Consider the following 21,247-nt stretch of genomic DNA (forward strand, 5'->3'; position numbering starts at 1 on the left):
CTACTCCGCTGCCTGCGCCGCGGGGGCGTTCTTCAGCGCCGAGCATTCGGCCATCGTCTTCGAGGCGCGCGCCACGGCGTTCGTCAGGTAGAAGTCCTTGACCGGCGACACGAAGGGCTTGTCGGTGACCTCGCCCGCCTCGCCGATCTTCGCGACGTCGAACGCCCCCGCGCTGGCGGAACCCGGCGCATGGTCGAGACCGCCCAGAACCGGGTGGTCGGCGATCATCTTGGCGCGCAGCTGGTCGAGATTGTCATAGGGCAGCGTGCGGCCGAGCTTGGCGGACAGGGCGCGGAAGATGGCCCAGTCTTCTTTCGCCTCGCCCTTCGGGAAGAGCGCGCGGTCATTCATCTGAACCCGACCCTCGGTATTGACCCACATGCCGTATTTCTCGGTCCAGGCCGGAGCCGGCAGGATCAGGTCGGCGCGGTGCGCCCCGGCGTCGCCATGATGGCCGATATAGATGACGAAGCTCTCGCCGAGCGAGGCGGTGTCGATCTCGTCCGCGCCCAGAAGCACGACGGTGTCCATCTCGCCCTTATTGGCGGCCTTGAGGATGCCGGCCGTGTCCTTGCCGCCCTTGCCCGGCAGGAAGCCGAGATCGAGCGCACCGACACGCGATGCCGCCGTGTGCAGCACGTTGAAACCGTTCCAGCCCTCGACAACCGCACCGACCTTGGCGGCCAGTTCGCCCGCCGCGCGCAGCACCTTGCCGCCATCGGCGCGGGTGAGCGCGCCCATGCCGAGGACGATCATCGGCTTCTTCGCGTCTTTCAGCGTCTTGATGAAGCCGGAGCGCTTGCCGCCCAGCTCCACCAGCGCCTTGCCGCCCGCGCCGAGATGCTCGTAGGGATAGGTCAGGTCGGCATTCTCGCCGATCACGCCAACCTTCACGCCGCGTTCCAGCCAGGCGCGGCGGATGCGCGCGTTCAGCACCGGCGCTTCGAGGCGCGGATTGGTGCCGACCAGCAGGATGGCGTCGGCCTCGTCAATGCCGGCGATGGTCGAGTTGAACAGGTATGCCTCGCGCGCGCCGCCGCCGATCTTCGCGCCGTCCTGACGGCCGTCGATCGAGGTCACGCCGAGCGAGGTGAAAAGGTCTTTCGCGGCCTTCAGGTCTTCGAGCGCGCAGAGATCGCCGGCGATGACGCCGATCTTCTTCGCATCGCCCGACAGCTTGTCGGCGGCGATTTTCAGGGCTTCGTCCCAGCCGATGGCCGACAGCTTGCCCTTCACGCGGGCGTAGGGCTTGTCGAGGCGCTGGCGCTGCAGCCCGTCCCACACGAAGCGGGACTTGTCGGACAGCCACTCCTCGTTGATGTCGTCATTGACGCGCGGAAGGATGCGCAGAACCGCCGTGCCGCGCACGTCAACGCGCGTCCAGGCACCCATCGCGTCCATCACGTCGATGGTCTCGGTCTTCTTCAGCTCCCACGGACGGGCGTTGTAGGCGTAGGGCTTCGAGGTCAGCGCGCCGACCGGGCAGAGGTCGATGACATTGCCCGACAGTTCCGACCCGACCGCGCTTTCCAGATAGGTCGTGATCTCGGCATCCTCGCCGCGATTGATCATGCCGATTTCCGGCGAGCCGGCGACTTCGGTCACGAAGCGGACGCAGCGCGTGCACTGGATGCAGCGGGTCATGATCGTGTTGATCAGCGGGCCCATATACTTGTCTTCGACGGCGCGCTTGTTCTCGGCGAAGCGGGTCTGCGGGCGGCCATACATCAGGGACTGGTCCTGCAGGTCGCATTCGCCGCCCTGGTCGCAGATCGGGCAGTCGAGCGGGTGGTTGATCAGGAGGAACTCCATCACCCCTTCCCGCGCCTTCTTCACCATCGGCGACAGCGTGTTCATGGCCGGCGGCTCGCCATTCGGCCCGCCGCGCATGTCGCGCACATTCATGGCGCAGGACGCAGCCGGTTTCGGCGCCCCGACCAGCTCGACCAGGCACATGCGGCAATTGCCGGCGACGGACAGGCGCTCGTGATAGCAGAAGCGCGGGATTTCCCGGCCCGCCGCCTCGGCGGCCTGCAACAGCGTGTAGGAGTTCGGAACCTCGATCTCCTCGCCATCGACGATGATTTTGCGAAGGTCTTCGCTCATGCCAAATGCTCCGAATTGGCAGGGTCGTGCAACAGAAAGCGTATATCAGTCAGAGGGATGGTGCCGTCGTGTGCGACGTTTCCATAAATGACATCGTCAAATCCCAGATCCGCTTCTGTCCGAACGCTACCTGAAAGTTTTTCATCCGCGACACGAGCGACAATTCGGATCGAGAGATCACGTGAGCTAGACAATGCGATCTTGGCAAATTCCAACATCGTTTGCTGATCGGCCTCGCTAAGTCCGACCACTACGCCCGCTTTGTCCCACCAACCTTCGGTATCCGAATCGTCAAAATCATTCGACGCGCAAAGAGCCCGAAATTCACGCGTTTCTCGATTGTACACTTCTATCGCATTGCAGGTTTCAGGTAGCTCAGTGTCCTGCAAAAATGGCATCGAAGCAGGCCAATCGAACTCCATCGCTCCGCAAACGTTTCCCGCTTGTCCAATCGAAGGGAAGCGCATCTCAACTTTGATGATCATCCCCTACTCCGCTGCCACGGCCGAAACGGCGACCGGCTTGCCGGCGCGATAGGCGTTGATGCGATCCTCGATCTCGTGGCGGAAATGCCGGATCAGGCCCTGGACCGGCCAGGCCGCCGCGTCGCCGAGCGCGCAGATGGTGTGACCTTCAACCTGGCTTGCCACGTCGAGAAGGAGGTCGATCTCTTCCGTCGAGCTTTCGCCGCGCGCCATCCGCTCCAGAACGCGCCACATCCAGCCCGTGCCCTCACGGCAGGGCGTGCACTGGCCACAGCTCTCGTGCTTGTAGAAATAGCTGATCCGGGCGATCGCCTTCACCACGTCAGTGGACTTGTCCATGACGATGACGGCGGCGGTGCCGAGGCCGGATTTCACGTCGCGCAGCGCGTCGAAATCCATCAGCACGTCGTCGCAGATGTCCTTCGGGATCAGCGGCACCGACGAACCGCCGGGGATGATGGCCTTGAGATTGTCCCAGCCGCCGCGCACGCCGCCCGCATGGGTCTCGATCAGCGTCTTCAGCGGGATCGACATCGCCTCCTCGACATTGCACGGCTTGTTCACATGGCCGGAGATCGAGAAGATTTTCGTGCCGGTATTGCCCTTGCGGCCAAAGCCCGCGAACCACTCCGCGCCGCGGCGCAGAATGGTCGGCGCGACCGCGATCGATTCGACATTGTTCACCGTCGTCGGGCAGCCATAAAGGCCGGCATTGGCCGGGAATGGCGGCTTCAGGCGCGGCTGGCCCTTCTTGCCTTCAAGGCTTTCGAGAAGCGCGGTTTCCTCGCCGCAGATATAGGCCCCGGCGCCGTGATGGACGTAGAGGTCGAAATCCCAGCCGTGGACATTGTCCTTGCCGATCAGCTTGGCCTCATAGGCCTGCTTGATCGCGGCTTCGAGGCGGTTGCGCTCGTGGACGTACTCGCCGCGGATATAGATGTAGCAGGCGTGCGCCTGCATCGCGAAGGAGGCGATCAGGCAGCCTTCGATCAGGAGGTGCGGGTCGTTCCGCATGATCTCCCGATCCTTGCAGGTACCCGGCTCGGATTCGTCGGCGTTCACAACGAGATAGTGCGGACGCGCGCCGACTTCCTTCGGCATGAAGGACCATTTCAGGCCGGTCGGGAAACCCGCACCGCCGCGGCCGCGCAGGCCGGAGGCCTTCACGTTCTCGATGATCCAGTCGCGGCCCTGGTCCAGCATGTCCTTCGTGCCGTTCCACGCGCCGCGCTGCTTCGCGCCTTCCAGGCCGAAATCATGCCGGCCATAGAGGTTGGTGAAGATGCGGTCCTTGTCCTGCAGAAGCTGGGTCATTCGGGCGTCTTCCCTGAGGATTTACCAACGCGCGGCAGGACGATTCCGCCGAAGATCGCGGTCACCATCGTCGCCATCGCGAGAAGGACTTCCGGGGTTCCGGTGGTGATGAACTCGTAGAGCCAGTAGCCGGCTAGTCCGAGCGAGGCGAGCAGGACGACGGGCTGGAGGATCCGCATGACTACGCCTCCGCCTTGGCCGTATTCGGCAGCTTGAGCTTCTTCGCCGCCGAGCCGTCATAGAGCGACTTCTCGGTCAGTGTCTTCGCCTCGCCTTCCGGCGCGGAACAGTCGCGGCCATTCTGCGGTCCGGGTGTGATCGCCTTGCCCGCTTCGAGATTGTCGAGGAGCGCGGTCAGGCTTTCCGCCGTCAGATCCTCGTAATATTCGTCGCCGTCCTTATTCGAGATCTGGACCATCGGCGCATTGGCGCACGCGCCGAGGCATTCGACCTCGTTCCAGGAGAACTTCCCATCCTTCGAGACGACGCCCTTCTTGCCGATGCGCTTCTCGCAGACCTTCTTCAGGTCGTCCGCACCGCGCAGCCAGCACGGCGTCGTGCCGCAGACCTGGATGAAGTGCTCCCCCGCCGGAGCGAGGTTGAACATGGTGTAGAAGGTCGCGACCTCGTAGACGCGGATGCGCGGCATGTTCAGGCGTTCGGCGATGTGCTGGATGGCCGGCTCCGAGACCCAGCCCTCCTGCTTCTGCGCGATCCACAGCATCGGGATTACCGCAGACGCCTTCTTGGCTTCCGGGTATTTGTTCAACCAGAATGTCACCAGCTTTTCGCTCGCCTTCGTGAAGGTGAAGCTGTCGGGCTGCTGGTCGGCAAGGCGGCGCACACTCATTGCGCGGCTCCATTCTCAGAATTGCCGGACGCGGGGACCGGCTGGATGACATGCATGGTCCGGATGAGGCCATCCTCGACCGTGTAGATCGCGACCAGTTCGACACAAGGGTTGTCGCGTCCGTCGAGGCAAAGCTGCTCCTCGTCAATCACGCGGTTGCCGATCACCGTGCGGTGCGTGATGTCGGCGACGAGGTCCGGGCGCTCGGCGAAGCGCGCGCCCCAGATTTCCGCAACCGTCTCGCGGCCCTCGACCAGCACCTGGCCGTCCAGCGACAGGAAGGTGACGTCTTCGGCCATCGTCGCGAGGAAGGCGTCGAGATCGTGCGCATTGTGCGCATCGAGCGCGGCCTGCACGACCGCCTCGGGGGACGGCGGAACGCCGTCGTCCGGACTCACAAGGAGCGTTATGGCCGCGAGGAATTCGATCACCGGTCGATTTCCCCGAACACGATGTCGAGCGAGCCGAGGATCGCCGAGACGTCGGCGAGCATGTGGCCGCGATTGAGATGGTCCATCGCCGCGAGGTGCGGGAAGCCCGGCGCGCGGATCTTCACCCGGTACGGCTTGTTGGTGCCGTCGGAGATCAGATAGACGCCGAATTCGCCCTTCGGCGCTTCGACGGCGGCATAGGTCTCGCCTTCCGGCACGTGGAAGCCCTCGGTGTAGAGCTTGAAGTGGTGGATCAGCGCTTCCATCGAGCGCTTCATCTCACCGCGGCGCGGCGGCGCGAACTTGGAATTCTCCGGCAGGACCGGGCCGGCATTTTCCGGCTTGGCGAGCCATTCGACGCATTGCTTCATGATCTTGCAGGACTCGCGCATCTCTTCCATGCGGCAGAGATAACGGTCCCAGCAATCGCCATTCTTGCCGACCGGGATCTTGAATTCGAGCTCGTCATAGACGTCGTAGGGCTGGGCGCGGCGCAGATCCCAGGCCATGCCCGAGCCGCGCACCATCACGCCGGAGAAGCCCCAGGCGAGCGCGTCTTCTTTCGACACCACGCCGATATCGACATTGCGCTGCTTGAAGATGCGGTTTTCCGTCAGAAGCGTGTCGATGTCGTCCAGCGCCTTCGGGAAGTTGTCGCACCACGTACCGATGTCCTCGATCAGCTGCGGCGGCAGGTCCTGGTGAACGCCGCCGGGCCGGTAATAGTGCGCGTGCATGCGCGAACCGGAGGCGCGTTCGTAGAAGATCATCAGCTTCTCGCGCTCCTCGAACCCCCACAACGGCGGGGTCAGCGCGCCGACGTCCATCGCCTGGGTCGTCACGTTGAGGAGGTGGGAGAGAATGCGGCCGATCTCGTTGTAGAGCGTGCGGATATATTGCGCGCGCTTCGGAACCGGGATGCCCGCCAGGCGCTCGATCGCCATGCAGAAGGCATGCTCCTGGTTCATCGGCGCGACATAGTCGAGGCGGTCGAAATAGCCGATGCCTTGGAGATAGGTCTTGTGCTCGAGCAGCTTTTCGGTGCCCCGGTGCAGAAGGCCGATATGCGGATCGACGCGCTCGACGATCTCGCCATCCAGCTCCAGCACGAGGCGCAAAACACCGTGCGCGGCCGGGTGCTGCGGGCCGAAATTGATCGTGAACTTGCGATCTTCGGGGGTTTCGGTCACGGCCATCTACGCGCCCTCGCCCTTGGATTTCTCATCACCCGGCAGCACGTATTTCGCGCCTTCCCACGGGCTCATGAAGTCGAAATCGCGATAGTCCTGGACCAGCTCGACCGGTTCGTAGACGACGCGCTTCTGTTCCTCGTCCCACCGCACCTCGACATAGCCGGAGAGCGGGAAGTCCTTGCGCAGCGGATGACCTTCGAAACCGTAGTCGGTGAGGAGACGGCGCAGGTCCGGATTGCCGTCAAAGGCGATGCCGAACATGTCAAACGCCTCGCGCTCGAACCAGCCGGCGACCGGGAAGACCTCGACGACGCTGTCGACCGGCGTGTCCTCGTCGGTCGACAGCTTCACCCGGATGCGGTGGTTCAAATGCATCGACAGGAGGTGATAGACGACCTCGAAGCGCTCGGCGTCGCCCGGCCAGTCGACGCCGCAGATATCGATCAGCGTGGTGAAACGGCAGGTCGGGTCGTCGCGCAGGAAGCGGAGCATGTCGACGATCCGGTCGCGGTGGATGGTGATCGTCAGCTCGCCATGCGCAACCACGGTGTCGCGCACCGCGGTCTCCTGCACGGCGGCAATGTGATCGCCGAGATCCTTCAGGGCCGCACTCATCGTTCGATGCTCCCTTCCCGGCGGATTTTCTTCTGCAGCTGCAGGATGCCGTAGACCAGCGCTTCGGCGGTCGGCGGGCAGCCCGGCACGTAGACATCGACCGGCACGATCCGGTCGCAGCCGCGCACCACCGCATAGGAATAATGGTAATAGCCGCCGCCATTGGCGCAGCTGCCCATCGAGATGACGTAGCGCGGCTCCGGCATCTGGTCGTAGACCTTGCGCAGCGCCGGAGCCATCTTGTTGGTGAGCGTGCCGGCGACGATCATCACGTCGGACTGACGCGGCGAGGCGCGCGGCGCAAAACCGAAGCGCTCGACGTCGTAGCGCGGCATGGACGCCTGCATCATCTCGACCGCGCAGCAGGCGAGACCGAAGGTCATCCACATCAGCGAGCCGGTGCGCGCCCAGGTGATCAGGTCATCGACCCCGGCGACGACGAAGCCCTTGTCGGCCAGCGCGTCTGACACGCCGTCGAAGAACGGGTCGTGCTTCTTGGGGTCGTAGTGCGGCGTCGCGGCGCGGGCGCCAGCGAGCGCGGGTATCCGGGATGTGTCAGCCATATTGCCTACTCCCACTCCAGCGCGCCTTTTTTCCACTCGTAGACAAAGCCCACGGTGAGAACGCCAAGGAAAACCATCATCGACCAGAAGGCGAAGACCCCGGTCTCGCCGAGCGTCACCGCCCAGGGGAAGAGGAAAGCCACTTCAAGGTCGAAGATGATGAACAGGATCGCGACCAGATAGAATCGCACGTCGAATTTCATGCGGGCATCGTCGAACGCGTTGAAACCGCATTCGTAGGTCGAGACTTTTTCGGGGTCCGGATCGGACGGGGCGAACACGAAGGCCGCCAGCATGAACCCGATCCCCATCGCGGCCGCAATGCCGAGAAAGATCAGGATGGGCAGGTATTCCAGAAGCAATGCGTCCATCGCTCGGGAGTCCTCGTCAGGAGTGGCCGAACCGGTTTGTGACGGAAAAGCTGTGCCGGGAAGCGAATCCCGCGACCAGCCCCCGCTCAGTCGGGCCGGAAGCTAGAGCGATGACTCCCGCGCCGCAAGGCGCAATGACGGCTTTTTAAGCAGCCATTCAGACGCCAAGTCCTTGTTCTGCGAACCATTCTTAACTGAACCGGTTTTGCTTGCCCTCGGGCCTTCCGTCTGCTGACACTCCCACCCTCAATCCAAGGGGAGTTACACCATGTCCGACAAGACGCCCGAAGCGGCGCCTGCCGAACATCAGAAGGGAATTCTGGGTCTGATCGAGCGCGCGGGGAACCGCCTGCCCGACCCGGTCTTCATTTTCTTCTATCTGATCATAGCGATGGCAATCATCTCGGTGGTTGCCGACCTGGCCAATCTGGCCGTGGATCACCCGACCCGTCTCGACGAGTCCGGTAATCCGGCGGTCGTGGATGCGATCAGCGTATTCAGTCCCGATTCGATCCGGCACCTGCTTGTCGAGATGCCGGAAATCTTCACCGGCTTCCATCCGCTGGGCTATGTGCTCGTCGTGATGCTGGGTGCCGGTGTCGCGGAACGCGCAGGCCTGTTCGGCACCGCGATGCGGGCCGCCGTCCGCGACGTTCCGAAATTCCTGCTGACGCCGGCCGTCGCGCTGGTCGCCATGATGGGCAATCTCGCCGCGGACGCGGCCTATGTGGTGCTGATCCCGCTGGCCGCGGTGATCTTCGCCGCCGCGGGCCGCCACCCGATCGCCGGAATCACCGCCGCCTTCGCGGGCGTGTCGGGCGGCTTCTCGGCCAACCTCCTGCCCGGCCAGCTCGACGCCCTGCTCTTCGGCATCACCGAGGAAGCCGTGCTGGCGCTCGACCCGACCTGGGTGATGAACATCGCCGGCAACTGGTATTTCATCGCGGCGATGACGATCCTCTTCACCCCGGTTATCTGGTTTGTGACCGACAAGATCATCGAACCGCGCCTCGGCAAGTGGAAGGGCGGCGCGGTCGTCGGATCGACCAATCCGGACGACGATGCCAGCGCCGACCTGACACCGGGGCAGAAAAAGGGCCTCGCCCACGCCGGGATTGCGGTTCTGATCATCTCGCTGATCTGGATTTTCATGACCGTCGACGTGCTGGCGCTGGTGACGGGCGGGTCCGCCTCTCTCTATGGCGGCAATGCCCCGTTGTTCAGCCCGGACACCGACCTCAGCGCCACGCAGCGCCTGGTGCCCTTCTTCTCGTCGCTGGTGGCGGGCTTCATGCTGCTCTTCATCTTCGCGGGCATCGCCTATGGCCGTGCCGCGGGGACGATCAACAACCACCGCGACATCGTCGACATGATGGCCGGCGCCATGAAGGACATGGGCTATTACCTCGTCCTCGCCTTCTTCGCCGCGTATTTCGTCGAACTGTTCAACCAGTCGCAGCTCGGGCTGATCTTCGCGGTCAACGGGGCCAACGGGATCGAGAATTCCGGCCTGCCCCTGCCGATCGTGCTGGGTCTGATCGTGCTGTTCGCGGCAATCCTGAACCTGTTCGTTGGCTCGGCGAGCGCGAAATGGGCGCTTCTGGCTCCCGTCCTCGTCCCGATGCTGATGCTGCTCGGCGTCAGCCCGGAAATGGCGACGGCGGCCTACCGCGTTGGCGACAGCGGCACCAACATCATCACGCCGCTGATGGTGTATTTCCCGCTGATCCTCGTCTTCGCGCAGCGCTGGGTGCCGAGCTTCGGCCTCGGATCGCTGACGGCGTCGATGATCCCCTACTCCATCTGGCTGCTGATCACCGGCATCGCCATGACGGTGCTGTGGGTGTTCCTCAACCTGCCGCTGGGGCCGGGTGCGACGGTGCAATACGTCCTGCCCGGTGCTGGCTAGCAGAACGAGCCAAGCCTGAACTGCGAGCGGCCGCCCTTCGGGGCGGCCGTTTCGTTTGCGGGAGCATTCACGTCGCGCCAGCCGGGTTTCTGGCATATCGTGCCCGCCGAGACAGGGAGTTTACCCATGCCGACCCGCCGCCAGATCCTTACCGCACTCGCCATGACCGCCGTGGCACCGGCCGCCTTCGCGCAGTTCGACAATGCCGCCGGGATACGCCAGATGCTGATCGCCGGAACGCGCGCCGCGACGACGCGGCTCGGCCGGCGCGACGGTTTCTTCGGCGACTCGCTGGTTCGCATCCCCCTGCCCGGCATTCTGCGCACCACGCAGCAACGCCTGCGCCCGATCGGCCTGTCCGGGCCGCTCGACGATGTCGAACTGCGGATGAACCGCGCTGCGGAAAGCGTGATGCCTCAGGCACGCGATCTGGTCGTGAACGCGATCAACAATCTCACCCTGTCGGACGGGCTCGGCATCCTGACCGGCGGCGATACGGCCGCGACGGATTATCTCGAGCGCGAGACCTCCACTCCCCTCGCCCGTGTCCTGCGCCCGCCGATGCAGCAAACGCTGACGCAGTCCGGGGCCTATTCCGCACTCGACAGCGCCGCGTCAGCCATCGACCGGTCGGGATCAGGCTCCGGTCTTGGGCAATTCCTCGGACGCGGCCGCGGCCAGACCGCCTCCGCCAGCCTGCGCGACGAAGTCACCGACTTCGCCGTGACCAAGGCCCTCGACGGCGTGTTTCACTATGTCGGCGAGGAAGAGCGCAGCTTCCGGCGCGATCCGCTCAATCGCGGCGGCGACGTGCTGCGCGGCATTCTCGGCGGACGCGGCTCGGGCGGGATTTGAGGGGCGCTACCAGGTGAAGTGAAACGTCAAACCGGCCTCGCTCTGCCTGACACTCATCCCCGATGCCTCATGCTGAGCGCGTGTTGGCAAAATCATTCAGCAAGTCTCACCCCGCCCGGTATTTCTTTACATCGCACCGGCCCGCGAATAAAATCCTTGGTTGTGCTATGGGCAATTCAGGGGGGATCCGATGATCCGCACAATCCTGTTTGCACTCGCAACCGTCACGATTCCGGCAGGCGCCTTCGCTCAAGGTGTTGGAATGCGCGAATTTCCGGAGCAGCCCCGGATTGGCGCACCCGAGCAACGCGCTTCCGTTGAACGTCTGCGTGTCGTTGACGTGTTCGCGCCGGGAACCGGACTCGTTCAACTCGTCATCCGTGGAAACGAGGTGATCACCGGAGCGTTCATCCCGATCTCGCAGATGTCGCAAAGCGAGATACTGCAGAGCCAGTACGCTTCTGACGGCGGCATTCCAAATTCAACCGTTGTCATCGACAACGAGACGATCACCGTGATCCAGCTGACGTTTCCTGACGGTAGCGTGGTCTTTGTGGTTATTCACAAGGAAAGCGGCACAATGACCGTGATCGAGGACCCCGAGGGTCCATAGGGTTCTGTCTTGCTTCAGTCGCGGTGGACACGCGAGGGAATTCGTCGCGCCGATCCGATTTGGGGTCGGAGCGGTACGCAAAGGCGCCGCCAAACATCTGATTTCAGGGAAGGGAATGGCGCGAGTGACGGGACTTGAACCCGCGGCCTCCGGCGTGACAGGCCGGCGCTCTAACCAACTGAGCTACACCCGCTAGGGCCATTCGTGGTCCGTTCTTCGAACGGAGCACGGTGTCTAAGGGAGGCGGCGGGGCCGGTCAAGCGGGTTTGCACCGCTTTGCAGCGCCTCTTGCACTTCGCGGGCAGGCGTTACCCAATAGGCGTAGGGAGGCCGCCGCCATGATCCGTATCCTGAGCCTTTGTGCCGCGCTCATTCTCGCTGCCTGCACCGGGGATTCGCCCGAGCGCACCGTCACCGCCGTGATCGCCACCGAGGCGGGTGACATCACGGTGAAGCTCTACCCGGACCGGGCACCGCTGACGGTGGCGAATTTCATCGCCCATGCCGAGGCCGGGCATTTCGACGGCGGGCGCTTCTACCGCACCGTCCGGGCGGACAATGACCGGCCCGAGGCGCGGATCGACGTGATCCAGGGTGGGGTCGATTTTGACGGCTTGCCCGGTGCGGAGCCGATCGCACATGAGCGTACGGACGAAACCGGCCTCACCCACCGGCGCGGCGCGATCTCGATGGCACGCGATGAGCCGGGCACGGCCTCGACCGAATTCTTCATCGTCATAAACGACAGCTTCATCCTCGATGCCGGGCTCGATGGCCGCCACCCGGACGGGGAAGGCTTCGCGGTTTTCGGCTATGTGACGGAGGGCATGGACGTCGCCGAGGCGATCTGGTCCGCCCCGGCGGGCGACGCGGACGCGCCCGAGGGCTTCATCGCGCAATGGCTGAACCCGGCGGTGCGGATTACGGGGGTGGAGGTGGAGCGCTAACCGAACCGTCCGGCATTCGCCGCGCCGGGATTGCCGTCCGTGTCATAGTTGTTCTGGTAGAGCGCATTGCCCGTGCCGTCCGTCTCGGCGATCACGCTGCCGCGCTCGTCACTGTGCACAAAGCGGCGGTCACCGTCTGGCGATCAGCCAAAGCTCGCCATGCTCAGCCAAGCCCGATTGCTTGTCAGGATTATTGTCGTAACGGCGACGATCAGAATGGCGATCAGGAGTCCGATCACGACCCCTTCCCGACGCTTGAATATCTGGGTGAGCACCGACAACGCCACGATCAGCACACCACCCAACAGCAAGGAGCCAAAACGCTCCTTCGGGACGCTGAACATCATCACAGCCGACGCTATAAAACAGGCCACCGAAAGGGTGTAGGAGACAAGCTTGGCGACGGACGCTCCGCCCTCCTCCGCTGTTTTTTCCGCCCTCACGTCTTCACCTTCCACTCGATCGCCGCGCTCAATGAATCACCGAATTCCGGCAGGTCGAACTCGCCGGGACGATCATCCTGGTAAAGCCTGAGCTGACCGTCGCCCTTCTCGTTCTCGTGTCTGAGGGTCGAACCGAGGAATTTGAGTGCCAGCTGCAGCGCCTGGAGCGCATCGACACCATGAACCTTGCGGCGGTTGAAATTCTGGTTCGGTCCAGTCAGGGAAAGCTCGCAAACCCAGTCGCTATCCGGATTTTCCACATCTCGCACATAGGGCATGAAGACCGACAGCTCGTAGACCGTCCGGCCGAGCTGATCGACGATGGTGCGCGAACCGATGAGCGGGGCGGGTGTCATTGCGCGAGCATCGTCCTAGACGCGTTTCAGGATCATGGGAGCGGTGGCGAGATAGGAAAACAGGACCAGAAAAATGGTCCCCGCCACACTCAGATCCGAGCGAAGTGTGTAGGCAGCCCAGCCGATGCCTGAGTAGACCGCGAGCAAAAGAGCGCCATATCCCAGCGGCCGTAAAATCATAGCGTCAAAACTCCAACACGGCTCAGCGTTTGGTGCGAGAGTTTAGCGCGATTTCAACCGGAGCGGGAAGGCAAACCCGGACGTGCCGAAACGGTCCGCCTTCGCTGAAGCTACGGCGGGACAGCCTACGCTCAAGTACAGGCGTCGGCTCGCCTGGCCGAAGCTCGCATCTGCGAGCGAAGGCTGGTGGGCGGTGAGGGGTTCGAACCCCCGACCCTCTCGGTGTAAACGAGATGCTCTCCCAGCTGAGCTAACCGCCCGTCCCGCTTCGTTTAGCGCGCGGCCTCCGCTTCGTGAAGCACCGATGTCGGCGCCAGCCGGTCGGCGCCGTAGCAGCCCAGCACGCGCAGGCGCCGGGCGTGGCCTTCGATCGCTTGGAGAGCCCGGAGACAGGCCGGACTGGACTGGTGGCCTTCGAGATCGAGGAAGAACATCTCCTCCCACGGCGCGCGGCGCACCGGCCGGCTTTCAAGCCGGGCGAGATTGATCCCCTCGTCGCGGAAGGCGGCGAGCACATCGACCAGCGCGCCGGGCCGGTGGGCAGTGGCGAACACGATTGAGGTCTTGCACGGCAGGTTCGGCGCGGGCGCCACGGCTTCGCGCGCCAGGGCGACGAAGCGGGTGTAGTTCTCCGCACTGTCGGCGACATCCTCCTCGGCAATCACGTTGAGGCCGAACAGGCGCGCGGCGTCGGCTCCGGCGATGGCGCCAACGGACGGCCCCTCCTCCATCGCGTGCTCCAGCGCGCGGGTGGAGGACGAGGCGAAGCGCTGGGTCACGCCGGGCATTTTCGCCAGGAAGCGGCGGCACTGCGCCAAAGCCTGCGGGTGGCCGTAGACGGTTGTGACCGTGTCGGGGTTCGCCGCACGCCCGACGAGGCAGTGACGCACACGGTAGTGGTGCTCGCCCACCAGCGTCAGCGCGGTGTCGAGCAGCAGGTCGTAAACCTCATTGATACTGCCCGTCGTCGTGTTCTCGATCGGCAGGAAGGCGTAGTCCGCCTCGCCCTCCTCCACCGCCTTCACGATGGAGCTGAAATCGCGCTTCACGACCGGGGCGACGGCGGAATGGCGGCCGGCGAAATGGGTCTGCGCGGCGAAATGGGAATAGCTACCCGGCCCGCCGAGATAGGCGACGCTTGCCTCCCCGCCCGTCCCCACGGCGCGGGCATCGAGCTCGGCGCGCTGACCCTTTAGCGAGAGGTCGATCAGCGTCTGGTAGAGGCGTTCGACCGCCGAACCGTCGAGCCCGATCGCCTCGCCCGCCTCGATCGCGGCTTTCAGCACCTGGCGTTCCCGCACCGGGTCGCGCACCGGCTCTCCCGCCTCGGCCTTGGCCCGGGCAATCCGGCTGCCGAGCGCGGCACGATGCGCGCCGAGACGCAATATCTCGCGGTCCGTCGCGTCGATATCGGCGCGCAGCGCCTCGATGCTCTGCCTGTCCATGTTCGTCCCCTTTCAGGCCATAAAAAAACCCCCGGGGCTTCCGGGGGCTTTCAGTCGTCGTTGGCAGATTTCCTAGCGCAACGCGAATGAGCCGCCCCCGTCAGGGACGCCAAAAAACGCGTAATAGAAAAAGGCCGCCGAAGTGATCATGCGGTGCAGCATGAGGTTCGGCGGCCTTGGGGTCAATCGGCGAATGCCGCGGTCAGTGCGCGACCGGCTGGCCCTCGCCCGCGGGGCGTTCGGAAATCGCGGCGAGCGCGGCTTCGTCGGCCTCGGTCCATTCGATCGCCTCGACCGGCTTCGAGAGCGCGTTCTTCAGCACGTCCTCGACCGTGGAGACGGGGATGATCTTCAGCCCCTCCTTCACATTGTCGGGGATTTCCTGAAGGTCCTTCTCGTTCTCCGACGGGATCAGGACGGTCTTCACGCCGCCGCGCAGGGCCGCGAGCAGTTTTTCCTTCAGTCCCCCGATCGGCAGGACACGGCCGCGCAGCGTGATCTCGCCGGTCATGGCGACATCCTTGCGCACCGGGTTCTGCGTCAGCACCGAGACGATGGCGGTCATCATCGCCACGCCGGCGGACGGGCCGTCCTTCGGCGTCGCGCCCTCCGGCACGTGGACGTGGATGTCCGTGGCGCGGAACACGGTCGGCTTCACGCCGAGCGAGGGGGCCCGGGCCTGAACGAAGCTGTTCGCCGCGGAGATGGATTCCTTCATCACGTCGCGCAGATTGCCCGTCACGGTCATCTTGCCGCGACCGGCCATCTTCACGGCCTCGATGGTGAGAAGATCGCCGCCAACCTCGGTCCAGGCCAGGCCGGTGACGACACCGATCTTGTCCTCGCCCTCGGTCTCGCCGAAACGGTATTTCTTCACGCCGGCGAAATCATTGAGATTGTCGCCGGTGATGGTGACGGATTTCGTCTCGCCGCTCTCGATCTTGCGGACCGATTTGCGGGCCAGATTGGCGATCTCGCGTTCCAGGTTCCGCACGCCCGCCTCGCGGGTGTAGTAGCGGATCAGGCCGCGAATGGCGCTTTCCTCGACCGTCCACTCCTCATCCTTCAGCACATGGTCCTTGCGCTGTTTCGGGATCAGGTGGCGCTTGGCGATCTCGACCTTCTCGTCCTCGGTGTAGCCCGCGATCCGGATGATCTCCATCCGGTCGAGGAGCGGCTGAGGCATGTTGAGCGTGTTCGCCGTGGTGACGAACATGATCGAGGAAAGGTCGTAATCCAGCTCCAGATAGTGGTCGGCGAAGGTGGAGTTCTGCTCCGGGTCGAGCACTTCCAGGAGCGCCGAGGACGGGTCGCCGCGATAGTCCGCGCCGAGCTTGTCGATCTCGTCGAGCAGGAAGAGCGGATTGGCCGACTTGGCTTTCTTCAGCGACTGGATGATGCGGCCCGGCATGGAGCCGATATAGGTCCGGCGGTGGCCGCGGATCTCGGCCTCGTCACGCACGCCGCCGAGCGACATGCGCACGAATTCACGGCCCGTGGAGCGCGCGATCGAACGGCCGAGCGAGGTCTTGCCGACACCCGGCGGGCCGACAAGGCACAGGATCGGGCCCTTCAGCTTCTTCGAGCGCGACTGGACCGCGAGGTATTCGAGAATGCGTTCCTTGACCTTCTCGAGGCCGTAATGGTCCTCGTCGAGGATCTCTTCGGCCGCCTTCAGGTCGGACTTCAGGCGCTTCTTCTTGTTCCAGGGCAGCGCCAGGATCCAGTCGAGATAATTCCGCACGACCGTGGCTTCGGCCGACATCGGGCTCATCTGCTTGAGTTTCTTGAACTCGGCGTCGACCTTGGCGCGCGCCTCCTTCGGCAGCTTGGCGTCGGCGATACGGCGCTCGAGTTCGGCGACTTCCTCGCGCGACTCCTCGCCCTCGCCCAGCTCGCGCTGGATCGCCTTCATCTGCTCGTTGAGGTAATATTCGCGCTGGGTCTTCTCCATCTGGCGCTTCACGCGCGATCGGATCTTGCGCTCGACCTGGAGGACGGAAATCTCGCCCTCCATCAGGCCCAGAATGCGCTCCAGGCGGCGCGCGACGCTCAACTCTTCCAGCAATTCCTGCTTCTCGCCGATCTTCACGGCGAGGTGCGCGGAAATGGAATCGGCCAGCTTGGCCGGTTCGGTGATCTGGCCGATCGCGGTCTGCGCCTCGGGCGGCACTTTCTTGTTCAGCTTGACGTAGTCGTCGAATTTCTCCGACGCGGCGCGCATCAGCGCCTCGGTCTCGGCGCTGTCGCCGGTGTCGTCGGCGAGGATTTCCGCCTCGGCCTCGAAATAGGCCTCGGCCTCGGTGAAACGGACCAGCTTCACGCGGCGGCCGCCTTCGACCAGCACCTTGACCGTACCGTCCGGCAGTTTCAGCAGCTGCAGCACGGAGGCGATCACGCCGGTTTCGTGGATGGCGTCGGTCCTGGGGTCGTCATCGCCCGCATTCTTCTGGGTCGCGAGCAGGATCTGCTTGTCGCCCCGCATCACTTCTTCCAGCGCGCGGACGGATTTCTCGCGGCCGACGAAGAGCGGCACGATCATGTGGGGGAAAACCACGATGTCGCGCAGCGGCAGGACAGGAAGCGTCTTGGTTTCTGACATGGTCTCTTTCGTCTCCATGGCCGCCGCGGGGCCGGCACAAGGCCGGATCGCCGAACATCACACTGACGCGATTCGAGGCGCCGGGGCGGTCATCCATTGCAGGGGCGGCAGGTCCGCCCGTCGAGGAGTCAGTTGGATACGCAAACGGCGCGCGTCAAGGCGCGCGCCGCTGCGAATTGCTGCCTGCGATCAGGCCGGAAGCGCGCGTCAGGCGCCCTTCTTGGCGCTGGCGGCCTCTTCGGTGTTCTTGCGCTCGGCATAGATGTAGAGCGGCTTGGCCTTGCCTTCGACGACCTCGGCATTGACCACGACCTCTTCCACACCCTCCATGCCCGGCAGGTCGAACATGGTGTCGAGCAGAATGCCCTCCATGATCGAGCGCAGGCCGCGCGCGCCGGTCTTGCGGGTGATCGCCTTGCGGGCGACGGCCGCCATGGCGTCGTCGGTAAAGGTCAGGCCGACGCCTTCCATGTCGAACAGGCGCTGATACTGCTTCACGAGCGCGTTTTTCGGCTCGGTCAGGATTTCGATCAGCGCCGACTCGTCGAGATCCTCTAGCGTGGCGATGACCGGCAGACGGCCGATGAATTCCGGGATCAGGCCGAAGCGGACGAGATCGTCCGGCTCGACTTCGCGCAGGACGTCGCCCGTGCGGCGGTCGTCGATCTCGCGCACATCGGCACCAAAGCCCATGGCCGAGCCCTTGCCGCGCTGGGAGATGATCCGCTCGAGGCCGGCGAAGGCGCCGCCGACGATGAACAGGATGTTGGTCGTATCCACCTGCAGGAATTCCTGCTGGGGATGCTTGCGGCCGCCCTGGGGCGGGACGGAAGCGACCGTGCCTTCCATGATCTTCAGAAGCGCCTGCTGGACGCCCTCGCCCGAAACGTCGCGGGTGATGGACGGGTTGTCCGACTTGCGCGAAATCTTGTCGACCTCGTCGATATAGACGATGCCGCGCTGGGCGCGCTCGACATTGTAGTCGGCGGCCTGCAGCAGTTTCAGGATGATGTTCTCGACGTCCTCACCGACATAACCGGCTTCGGTCAGCGTCGTGGCGTCGGCCATCGTGAAGGGCACGTCGATGATGCGCGCCAGCGTCTGGGCCAGCAGCGTCTTGCCGCAACCGGTCGGACCGACCAGCAGGATGTTCGACTTCGAAAGCTCGACATCGCCGTTCTGGTTGCCGTGGTTCAGGCGCTTGTAGTGGTTGTGCACCGCGACCGACAGCACGCGCTTGGCTTGTTCCTGGCCAATCACGTAGTCGTTAAGGACGGCGAAGATTTCCTGCGGGGTCGGCACGCCTTCCTTGGACTTCACCAGCGAGGTCTTGTTCTCTTCGCGGATGATGTCCATGCACAGCTCGACGCATTCATCGCAGATGAAGACCGTCGGGCCCGCAATCAGCTTGCGAACCTCGTGCTGGCTCTTGCCGCAAAACGAGCAATAGAGCGTGTTTTTCGCGTCGCTGCCGCCGCCGCTCGATGTCTTGCTCATGACCGCTCCCGTCCGTGCCCGTCAGGGTGGGCACCTGCTTCGCTGCTACCGTCCGATCTCGCAAGATCGGTGCCGAAGGTTGGCGAAAGGTTTCCGCAGCACACTTATTCGATCACATCGTGTCCGGGGCAATCAAGCACGCAGCACCGCTGGGTGCTGTTAGTCCTTGCTGTCCTCGGACGCGTCACGCCGCGTGAACACGTCGTCGATCAGGCCCCATTCCTTGGCTTCCTCGGCCGACATGAAGGTATCCCGGTCGAGCTTGCGCTCCACCTCTTCATAGGTCTGGCCGGTGTGATGCACGTAGATTTCGTTCAGCCGGCGCTTGGTCTTGATGATGTCCTCGGCGTGACGCTCGATGTCCGAGGCCTGACCGCGGAAGCCGCCTGACGGCTGGTGCACCATGATGCGCGCATTCGGCAGCGCGATGCGCCGGCCGGACGCACCGGCGGTGAGAATCACCGAACCCATCGACGCCGCCATGCCCATGCAGACCGTCGACACAGGGCTGCGGATGTATTGCATCGTGTCGTAGATCGCGAGGCCGGAATGGACGTGGCCACCCGGCGAGTTGATGTACATCGAGATCTCTTTTTTCGGGTTCTCCGACTCCAGGAAGAGGAGCTGGGCGCAGATCAGCGACGCCATGCCATCCTCGAACGGACCGGTCAGGAAGATGATCCGCTCCTTCAGCAGGCGGGAGAAAATGTCGTAGGCGCGCTCGCCGCGGCTCGACTGCTCGACCACCATCGGCACGAGGTTCATCATCACATCCTGAGGATCACGCATCGAAAGTCTCCCGGCTGAACGCTGGCGAATCTGCACGGCGGAGGACCCGCCAGACCGATTCACTTGGAAAGGCGTCGCCAATATCGCGAGGCGTTTCCGAAGGCGCAAGGCATGCGCGGCTCTGTTAACCAGTAAGGCAAATCCACCGGAGGTCATGGCCGGAATCGAAACGGGGCGGCCACTGGCCGCCCCGCTCGTGAATTCGCGCTGTCCCGAAAGAGATCAGGACTTCTTCTTCGCCGCCGCCTTCTTGGCTGGAGCCTTCTTGGCAGCAGGCTTCTTCGCCGGCTTCGCGGGAGCGTCGTCCTCGTCGTCAAAGAGGGCCTCGCGGCTCACCTTCTTCTCGGAGACGTCAGCCAGTTCCAGAATGTAGTCGACGACCTTCTCTTCATAGATCGGCGCGCGGATCTGAGCGACGGCGTTCGGGTTCTTCTGGAAGAACTCGACAACCTGGCGCTCCTGGCCCGGATATTTCTGGGCTTCCTGGTTGATCGCGCGAGAGACTTCCTCCTGCGTGACCTGGACGTTGGCGCCCTGACCGATCTTGGCGAGGACGAGGCCGAGGCGGACGCGGCGCTCCGCGATCGCCCGGTATTCTTCCTTCAGCTGGTCTTCGGACTTGTCCTTGTCCTCGTCTTCCAGGTGACCGTGCTCGATCGCGTGGGAGACTTCCTGCCAGATGGTGGCGAATTCCTGCTCGACCATGGAGGGCGGCAGGTCGAAGGTGTGGGCCGCGTCGAGCTGGTCCAGCAGGTCGCGCTTGGCGCGCAGACGGGACTGGGCGTTGTGCTCGCGCTCGAAACGCTTCTTCAGCGCGTCCTTCAGGGCGGCGAGGTCTTCGAGACCGAAATTCTTCGCCAGCTCGTCGTCGATCTTGGTTTCGGCCGGGGCTTCGATCGACTTCACGGTCGTCTCGAAGACGGCTTCCTTTCCGGCGAGGTGCTTGGCCCCGTATTCCTTCGGGAAGGTGACTTTCAGCTCGCGCTCTTCGCCGGCCTTGGCGCCGGTCAGCTGCTCTTCGAAGCCCGGGATGAAGGCACCGTCGCCGATCACGACGCGGGCGTCGGTCGCGGAACCGCCTTCAAAGGCTTCGCCGTCGATCTTGCCGACGAAATCGATGACGACGAGGTCGCCCTCTTCCGCCTTGGCGGTCTTGGCGGTCTTCGGCTTGAACGACTTGTTCTGGGAGGCGAGCTCTCCGAGCGCCTCCTCGACCTGCGCGTCCGCGATCTCGGCGACCGGGCGCGTGACCTTCATCTTCGCCGGGTCGGCCGGTTCGAAGGCCGGCATCACCTCGACGGAGACTTCGAATTCGAAATCCTTGCCGCCCTTGCGCACTTCGGCCGGGTCGGACTTGACCTCGATCTTCGGCTGGGTGGCCAGTTCCAGGCCACGCTCCTGCATCGTGTCCTGAACCGCCTTCGGCATCATTTCCTCGAGCACGTCGCCGAGGATGGAATCGCCGAACACCTTCTTGATGTGGCTGGAGGGCACCTTGCCCGGGCGGAAACCCTTCAGGCGGACCTGCGGGCGGATTTCTTCGATCTTGGCGTCCAGGCGAGCCTGCAGGTCCTTTGCGGGGACCACGATCTCGAACGTGCGGCTCAAGCCTTCGGAAGACGTCTCGGTAACGTTCATCAGTCGGTATCCGGTCAAGCGTTGGCGGGGGCGGCGCGCCGCCCC

At 64.0% G+C, this 21,247-nt stretch carries 21 protein-coding genes and 2 tRNA genes; 4 read left to right on the forward strand and 19 right to left on the reverse strand.

Annotated features, from left to right (window positions below; all coding sequences use genetic code 11):
* From nuoG to L5876_RS04920, 10 genes are read right to left on the reverse strand one after another with little or no spacing between them, the layout of a single operon-like run.
* Window positions 1-2,106, reverse strand: coding sequence for an NADH-quinone oxidoreductase subunit NuoG (nuoG, locus tag L5876_RS04875; protein WP_236954974.1), 2,106 nt, complete (start codon window positions 2,104-2,106; stop codon window positions 1-3).
* Window positions 2,103-2,591, reverse strand: a complete 489-nt coding sequence (locus L5876_RS04880) for a hypothetical protein (protein ID WP_236954975.1) — start codon at window positions 2,589-2,591, stop codon at window positions 2,103-2,105. Before L5876_RS04880 ends, nuoG begins: the two co-directional genes overlap by 4 nt.
* Before the next feature lie 3 nt (window positions 2,592-2,594).
* The gene (gene nuoF / locus L5876_RS04885) at window positions 2,595-3,905 is read right to left on the reverse strand and encodes an NADH-quinone oxidoreductase subunit NuoF (protein ID WP_236954976.1); all 1,311 of its coding nucleotides are present in this window, start codon (window positions 3,903-3,905) and stop codon (window positions 2,595-2,597) included.
* Window positions 3,902-4,084 carry a hypothetical protein gene (locus tag L5876_RS04890; protein ID WP_236954977.1) on the reverse strand — a complete coding sequence of 61 codons (183 nt, stop codon included), beginning with the start codon at window positions 4,082-4,084 and terminating at the stop codon, window positions 3,902-3,904. Before L5876_RS04890 ends, nuoF begins: the two co-directional genes overlap by 4 nt.
* 2 nt (window positions 4,085-4,086) lie before the next feature.
* A complete protein-coding gene (nuoE, locus tag L5876_RS04895) occupies window positions 4,087-4,755 on the reverse strand; it encodes an NADH-quinone oxidoreductase subunit NuoE (RefSeq protein ID WP_236954978.1) in 669 nt (222 codons plus the stop codon).
* Window positions 4,752-5,186, reverse strand: coding sequence for an SgcJ/EcaC family oxidoreductase (locus tag L5876_RS04900; protein WP_236954979.1), 435 nt, complete (start codon window positions 5,184-5,186; stop codon window positions 4,752-4,754). The genes nuoE and L5876_RS04900 overlap by 4 nt, the downstream gene beginning before the upstream one ends.
* Window positions 5,183-6,382, reverse strand: coding sequence for an NADH-quinone oxidoreductase subunit D (locus L5876_RS04905; protein WP_236954980.1), 1,200 nt, complete (start codon window positions 6,380-6,382; stop codon window positions 5,183-5,185). Before L5876_RS04905 ends, L5876_RS04900 begins: the two co-directional genes overlap by 4 nt.
* On the reverse strand, window positions 6,383-6,994 hold the full coding sequence (locus L5876_RS04910) for an NADH-quinone oxidoreductase subunit C (RefSeq protein WP_236954981.1): 612 nt from the start codon (window positions 6,992-6,994) through the stop codon (window positions 6,383-6,385).
* Window positions 6,991-7,557 (reverse strand): NADH-quinone oxidoreductase subunit B family protein, encoded by a 567-nt coding sequence (locus L5876_RS04915; RefSeq protein WP_039710906.1) that lies wholly within the window; start codon window positions 7,555-7,557, stop codon window positions 6,991-6,993. Before L5876_RS04915 ends, L5876_RS04910 begins: the two co-directional genes overlap by 4 nt.
* A 5-nt stretch (window positions 7,558-7,562) precedes the next feature.
* Window positions 7,563-7,928 carry an NADH-quinone oxidoreductase subunit A gene (locus L5876_RS04920; RefSeq protein ID WP_039710907.1) on the reverse strand — a complete coding sequence of 122 codons (366 nt, stop codon included), beginning with the start codon at window positions 7,926-7,928 and terminating at the stop codon, window positions 7,563-7,565.
* 268 nt (window positions 7,929-8,196) lie between these two features.
* Here L5876_RS04920 and L5876_RS04925 point away from each other — a divergent pair, with 268 nt between their 5' ends.
* The 3 genes from L5876_RS04925 (at window position 8,197) to L5876_RS04935 (ending at window position 11,305) form a co-directional block, all read left to right on the forward strand.
* Window positions 8,197-9,837 (forward strand): AbgT family transporter, encoded by a 1,641-nt coding sequence (locus L5876_RS04925; RefSeq protein ID WP_236954982.1) that lies wholly within the window; start codon window positions 8,197-8,199, stop codon window positions 9,835-9,837.
* 126 nt (window positions 9,838-9,963) lie between these two features.
* Window positions 9,964-10,692 (forward strand): DUF4197 domain-containing protein, encoded by a 729-nt coding sequence (locus L5876_RS04930; RefSeq protein WP_236954983.1) that lies wholly within the window; start codon window positions 9,964-9,966, stop codon window positions 10,690-10,692.
* A gap of 190 nt (window positions 10,693-10,882) precedes the next feature.
* Window positions 10,883-11,305, forward strand: a complete 423-nt coding sequence (locus tag L5876_RS04935) for a hypothetical protein (protein ID WP_236954984.1) — start codon at window positions 10,883-10,885, stop codon at window positions 11,303-11,305.
* A 116-nt stretch (window positions 11,306-11,421) separates the two neighbouring features.
* Here L5876_RS04935 and L5876_RS04940 read toward each other — a convergent pair.
* Window positions 11,422-11,498 (reverse strand) — tRNA-Asp (locus L5876_RS04940).
* Between the two features lie 145 nt (window positions 11,499-11,643).
* On the opposite strand from L5876_RS04940, the gene L5876_RS04945 reads away from it, so the two are divergent.
* Complete coding sequence (locus tag L5876_RS04945; RefSeq protein WP_236954985.1) at window positions 11,644-12,252, forward strand: peptidylprolyl isomerase; 609 nt, start codon at window positions 11,644-11,646, stop codon at window positions 12,250-12,252.
* Between the two features lie 143 nt (window positions 12,253-12,395).
* On the opposite strand, the gene L5876_RS04950 is transcribed toward L5876_RS04945, so the two are convergent.
* The 8 genes from L5876_RS04950 to tig all read right to left on the reverse strand — a co-directional run bounded on the left by L5876_RS04950 (window position 12,396) and on the right by tig (window position 21,202).
* Window positions 12,396-12,710, reverse strand: a complete 315-nt coding sequence (locus tag L5876_RS04950; protein WP_236954986.1) for a hypothetical protein — start codon at window positions 12,708-12,710, stop codon at window positions 12,396-12,398.
* Window positions 12,692-13,051, reverse strand: coding sequence for a hypothetical protein (locus tag L5876_RS04955; RefSeq protein ID WP_236954987.1), 360 nt, complete (start codon window positions 13,049-13,051; stop codon window positions 12,692-12,694). Before L5876_RS04955 ends, L5876_RS04950 begins: the two co-directional genes overlap by 19 nt.
* Before the next feature lie 364 nt (window positions 13,052-13,415).
* A tRNA-Val gene (locus L5876_RS04960) sits at window positions 13,416-13,491 on the reverse strand.
* Window positions 13,492-13,503: 12 nt separating this feature from the next.
* Complete coding sequence (pheA, locus tag L5876_RS04965; protein ID WP_236954988.1) at window positions 13,504-14,676, reverse strand: prephenate dehydratase; 1,173 nt, start codon at window positions 14,674-14,676, stop codon at window positions 13,504-13,506.
* Window positions 14,677-14,878: 202 nt separating this feature from the next.
* Window positions 14,879-17,278 (reverse strand): endopeptidase La, encoded by a 2,400-nt coding sequence (lon, locus tag L5876_RS04970; RefSeq protein WP_236954989.1) that lies wholly within the window; start codon window positions 17,276-17,278, stop codon window positions 14,879-14,881.
* A gap of 207 nt (window positions 17,279-17,485) precedes the next feature.
* The gene (clpX, locus tag L5876_RS04975) at window positions 17,486-18,775 is read right to left on the reverse strand and encodes an ATP-dependent Clp protease ATP-binding subunit ClpX (RefSeq protein WP_236954990.1); all 1,290 of its coding nucleotides are present in this window, start codon (window positions 18,773-18,775) and stop codon (window positions 17,486-17,488) included.
* A gap of 159 nt (window positions 18,776-18,934) precedes the next feature.
* Window positions 18,935-19,564 carry an ATP-dependent Clp protease proteolytic subunit gene (locus tag L5876_RS04980; protein ID WP_236954991.1) on the reverse strand — a complete coding sequence of 210 codons (630 nt, stop codon included), beginning with the start codon at window positions 19,562-19,564 and terminating at the stop codon, window positions 18,935-18,937.
* A 222-nt stretch (window positions 19,565-19,786) separates the two neighbouring features.
* On the reverse strand, window positions 19,787-21,202 hold the full coding sequence (gene tig / locus L5876_RS04985; protein WP_236954992.1) for a trigger factor: 1,416 nt from the start codon (window positions 21,200-21,202) through the stop codon (window positions 19,787-19,789).
* Window positions 21,203-21,247: the final 45 nt, after the last annotated feature.

The sequence above is a fragment of the Hyphobacterium sp. SN044 genome (assembly GCF_021864465.1).
Taxonomy (GTDB): domain Bacteria; phylum Pseudomonadota; class Alphaproteobacteria; order Caulobacterales; family Maricaulaceae; genus Hyphobacterium.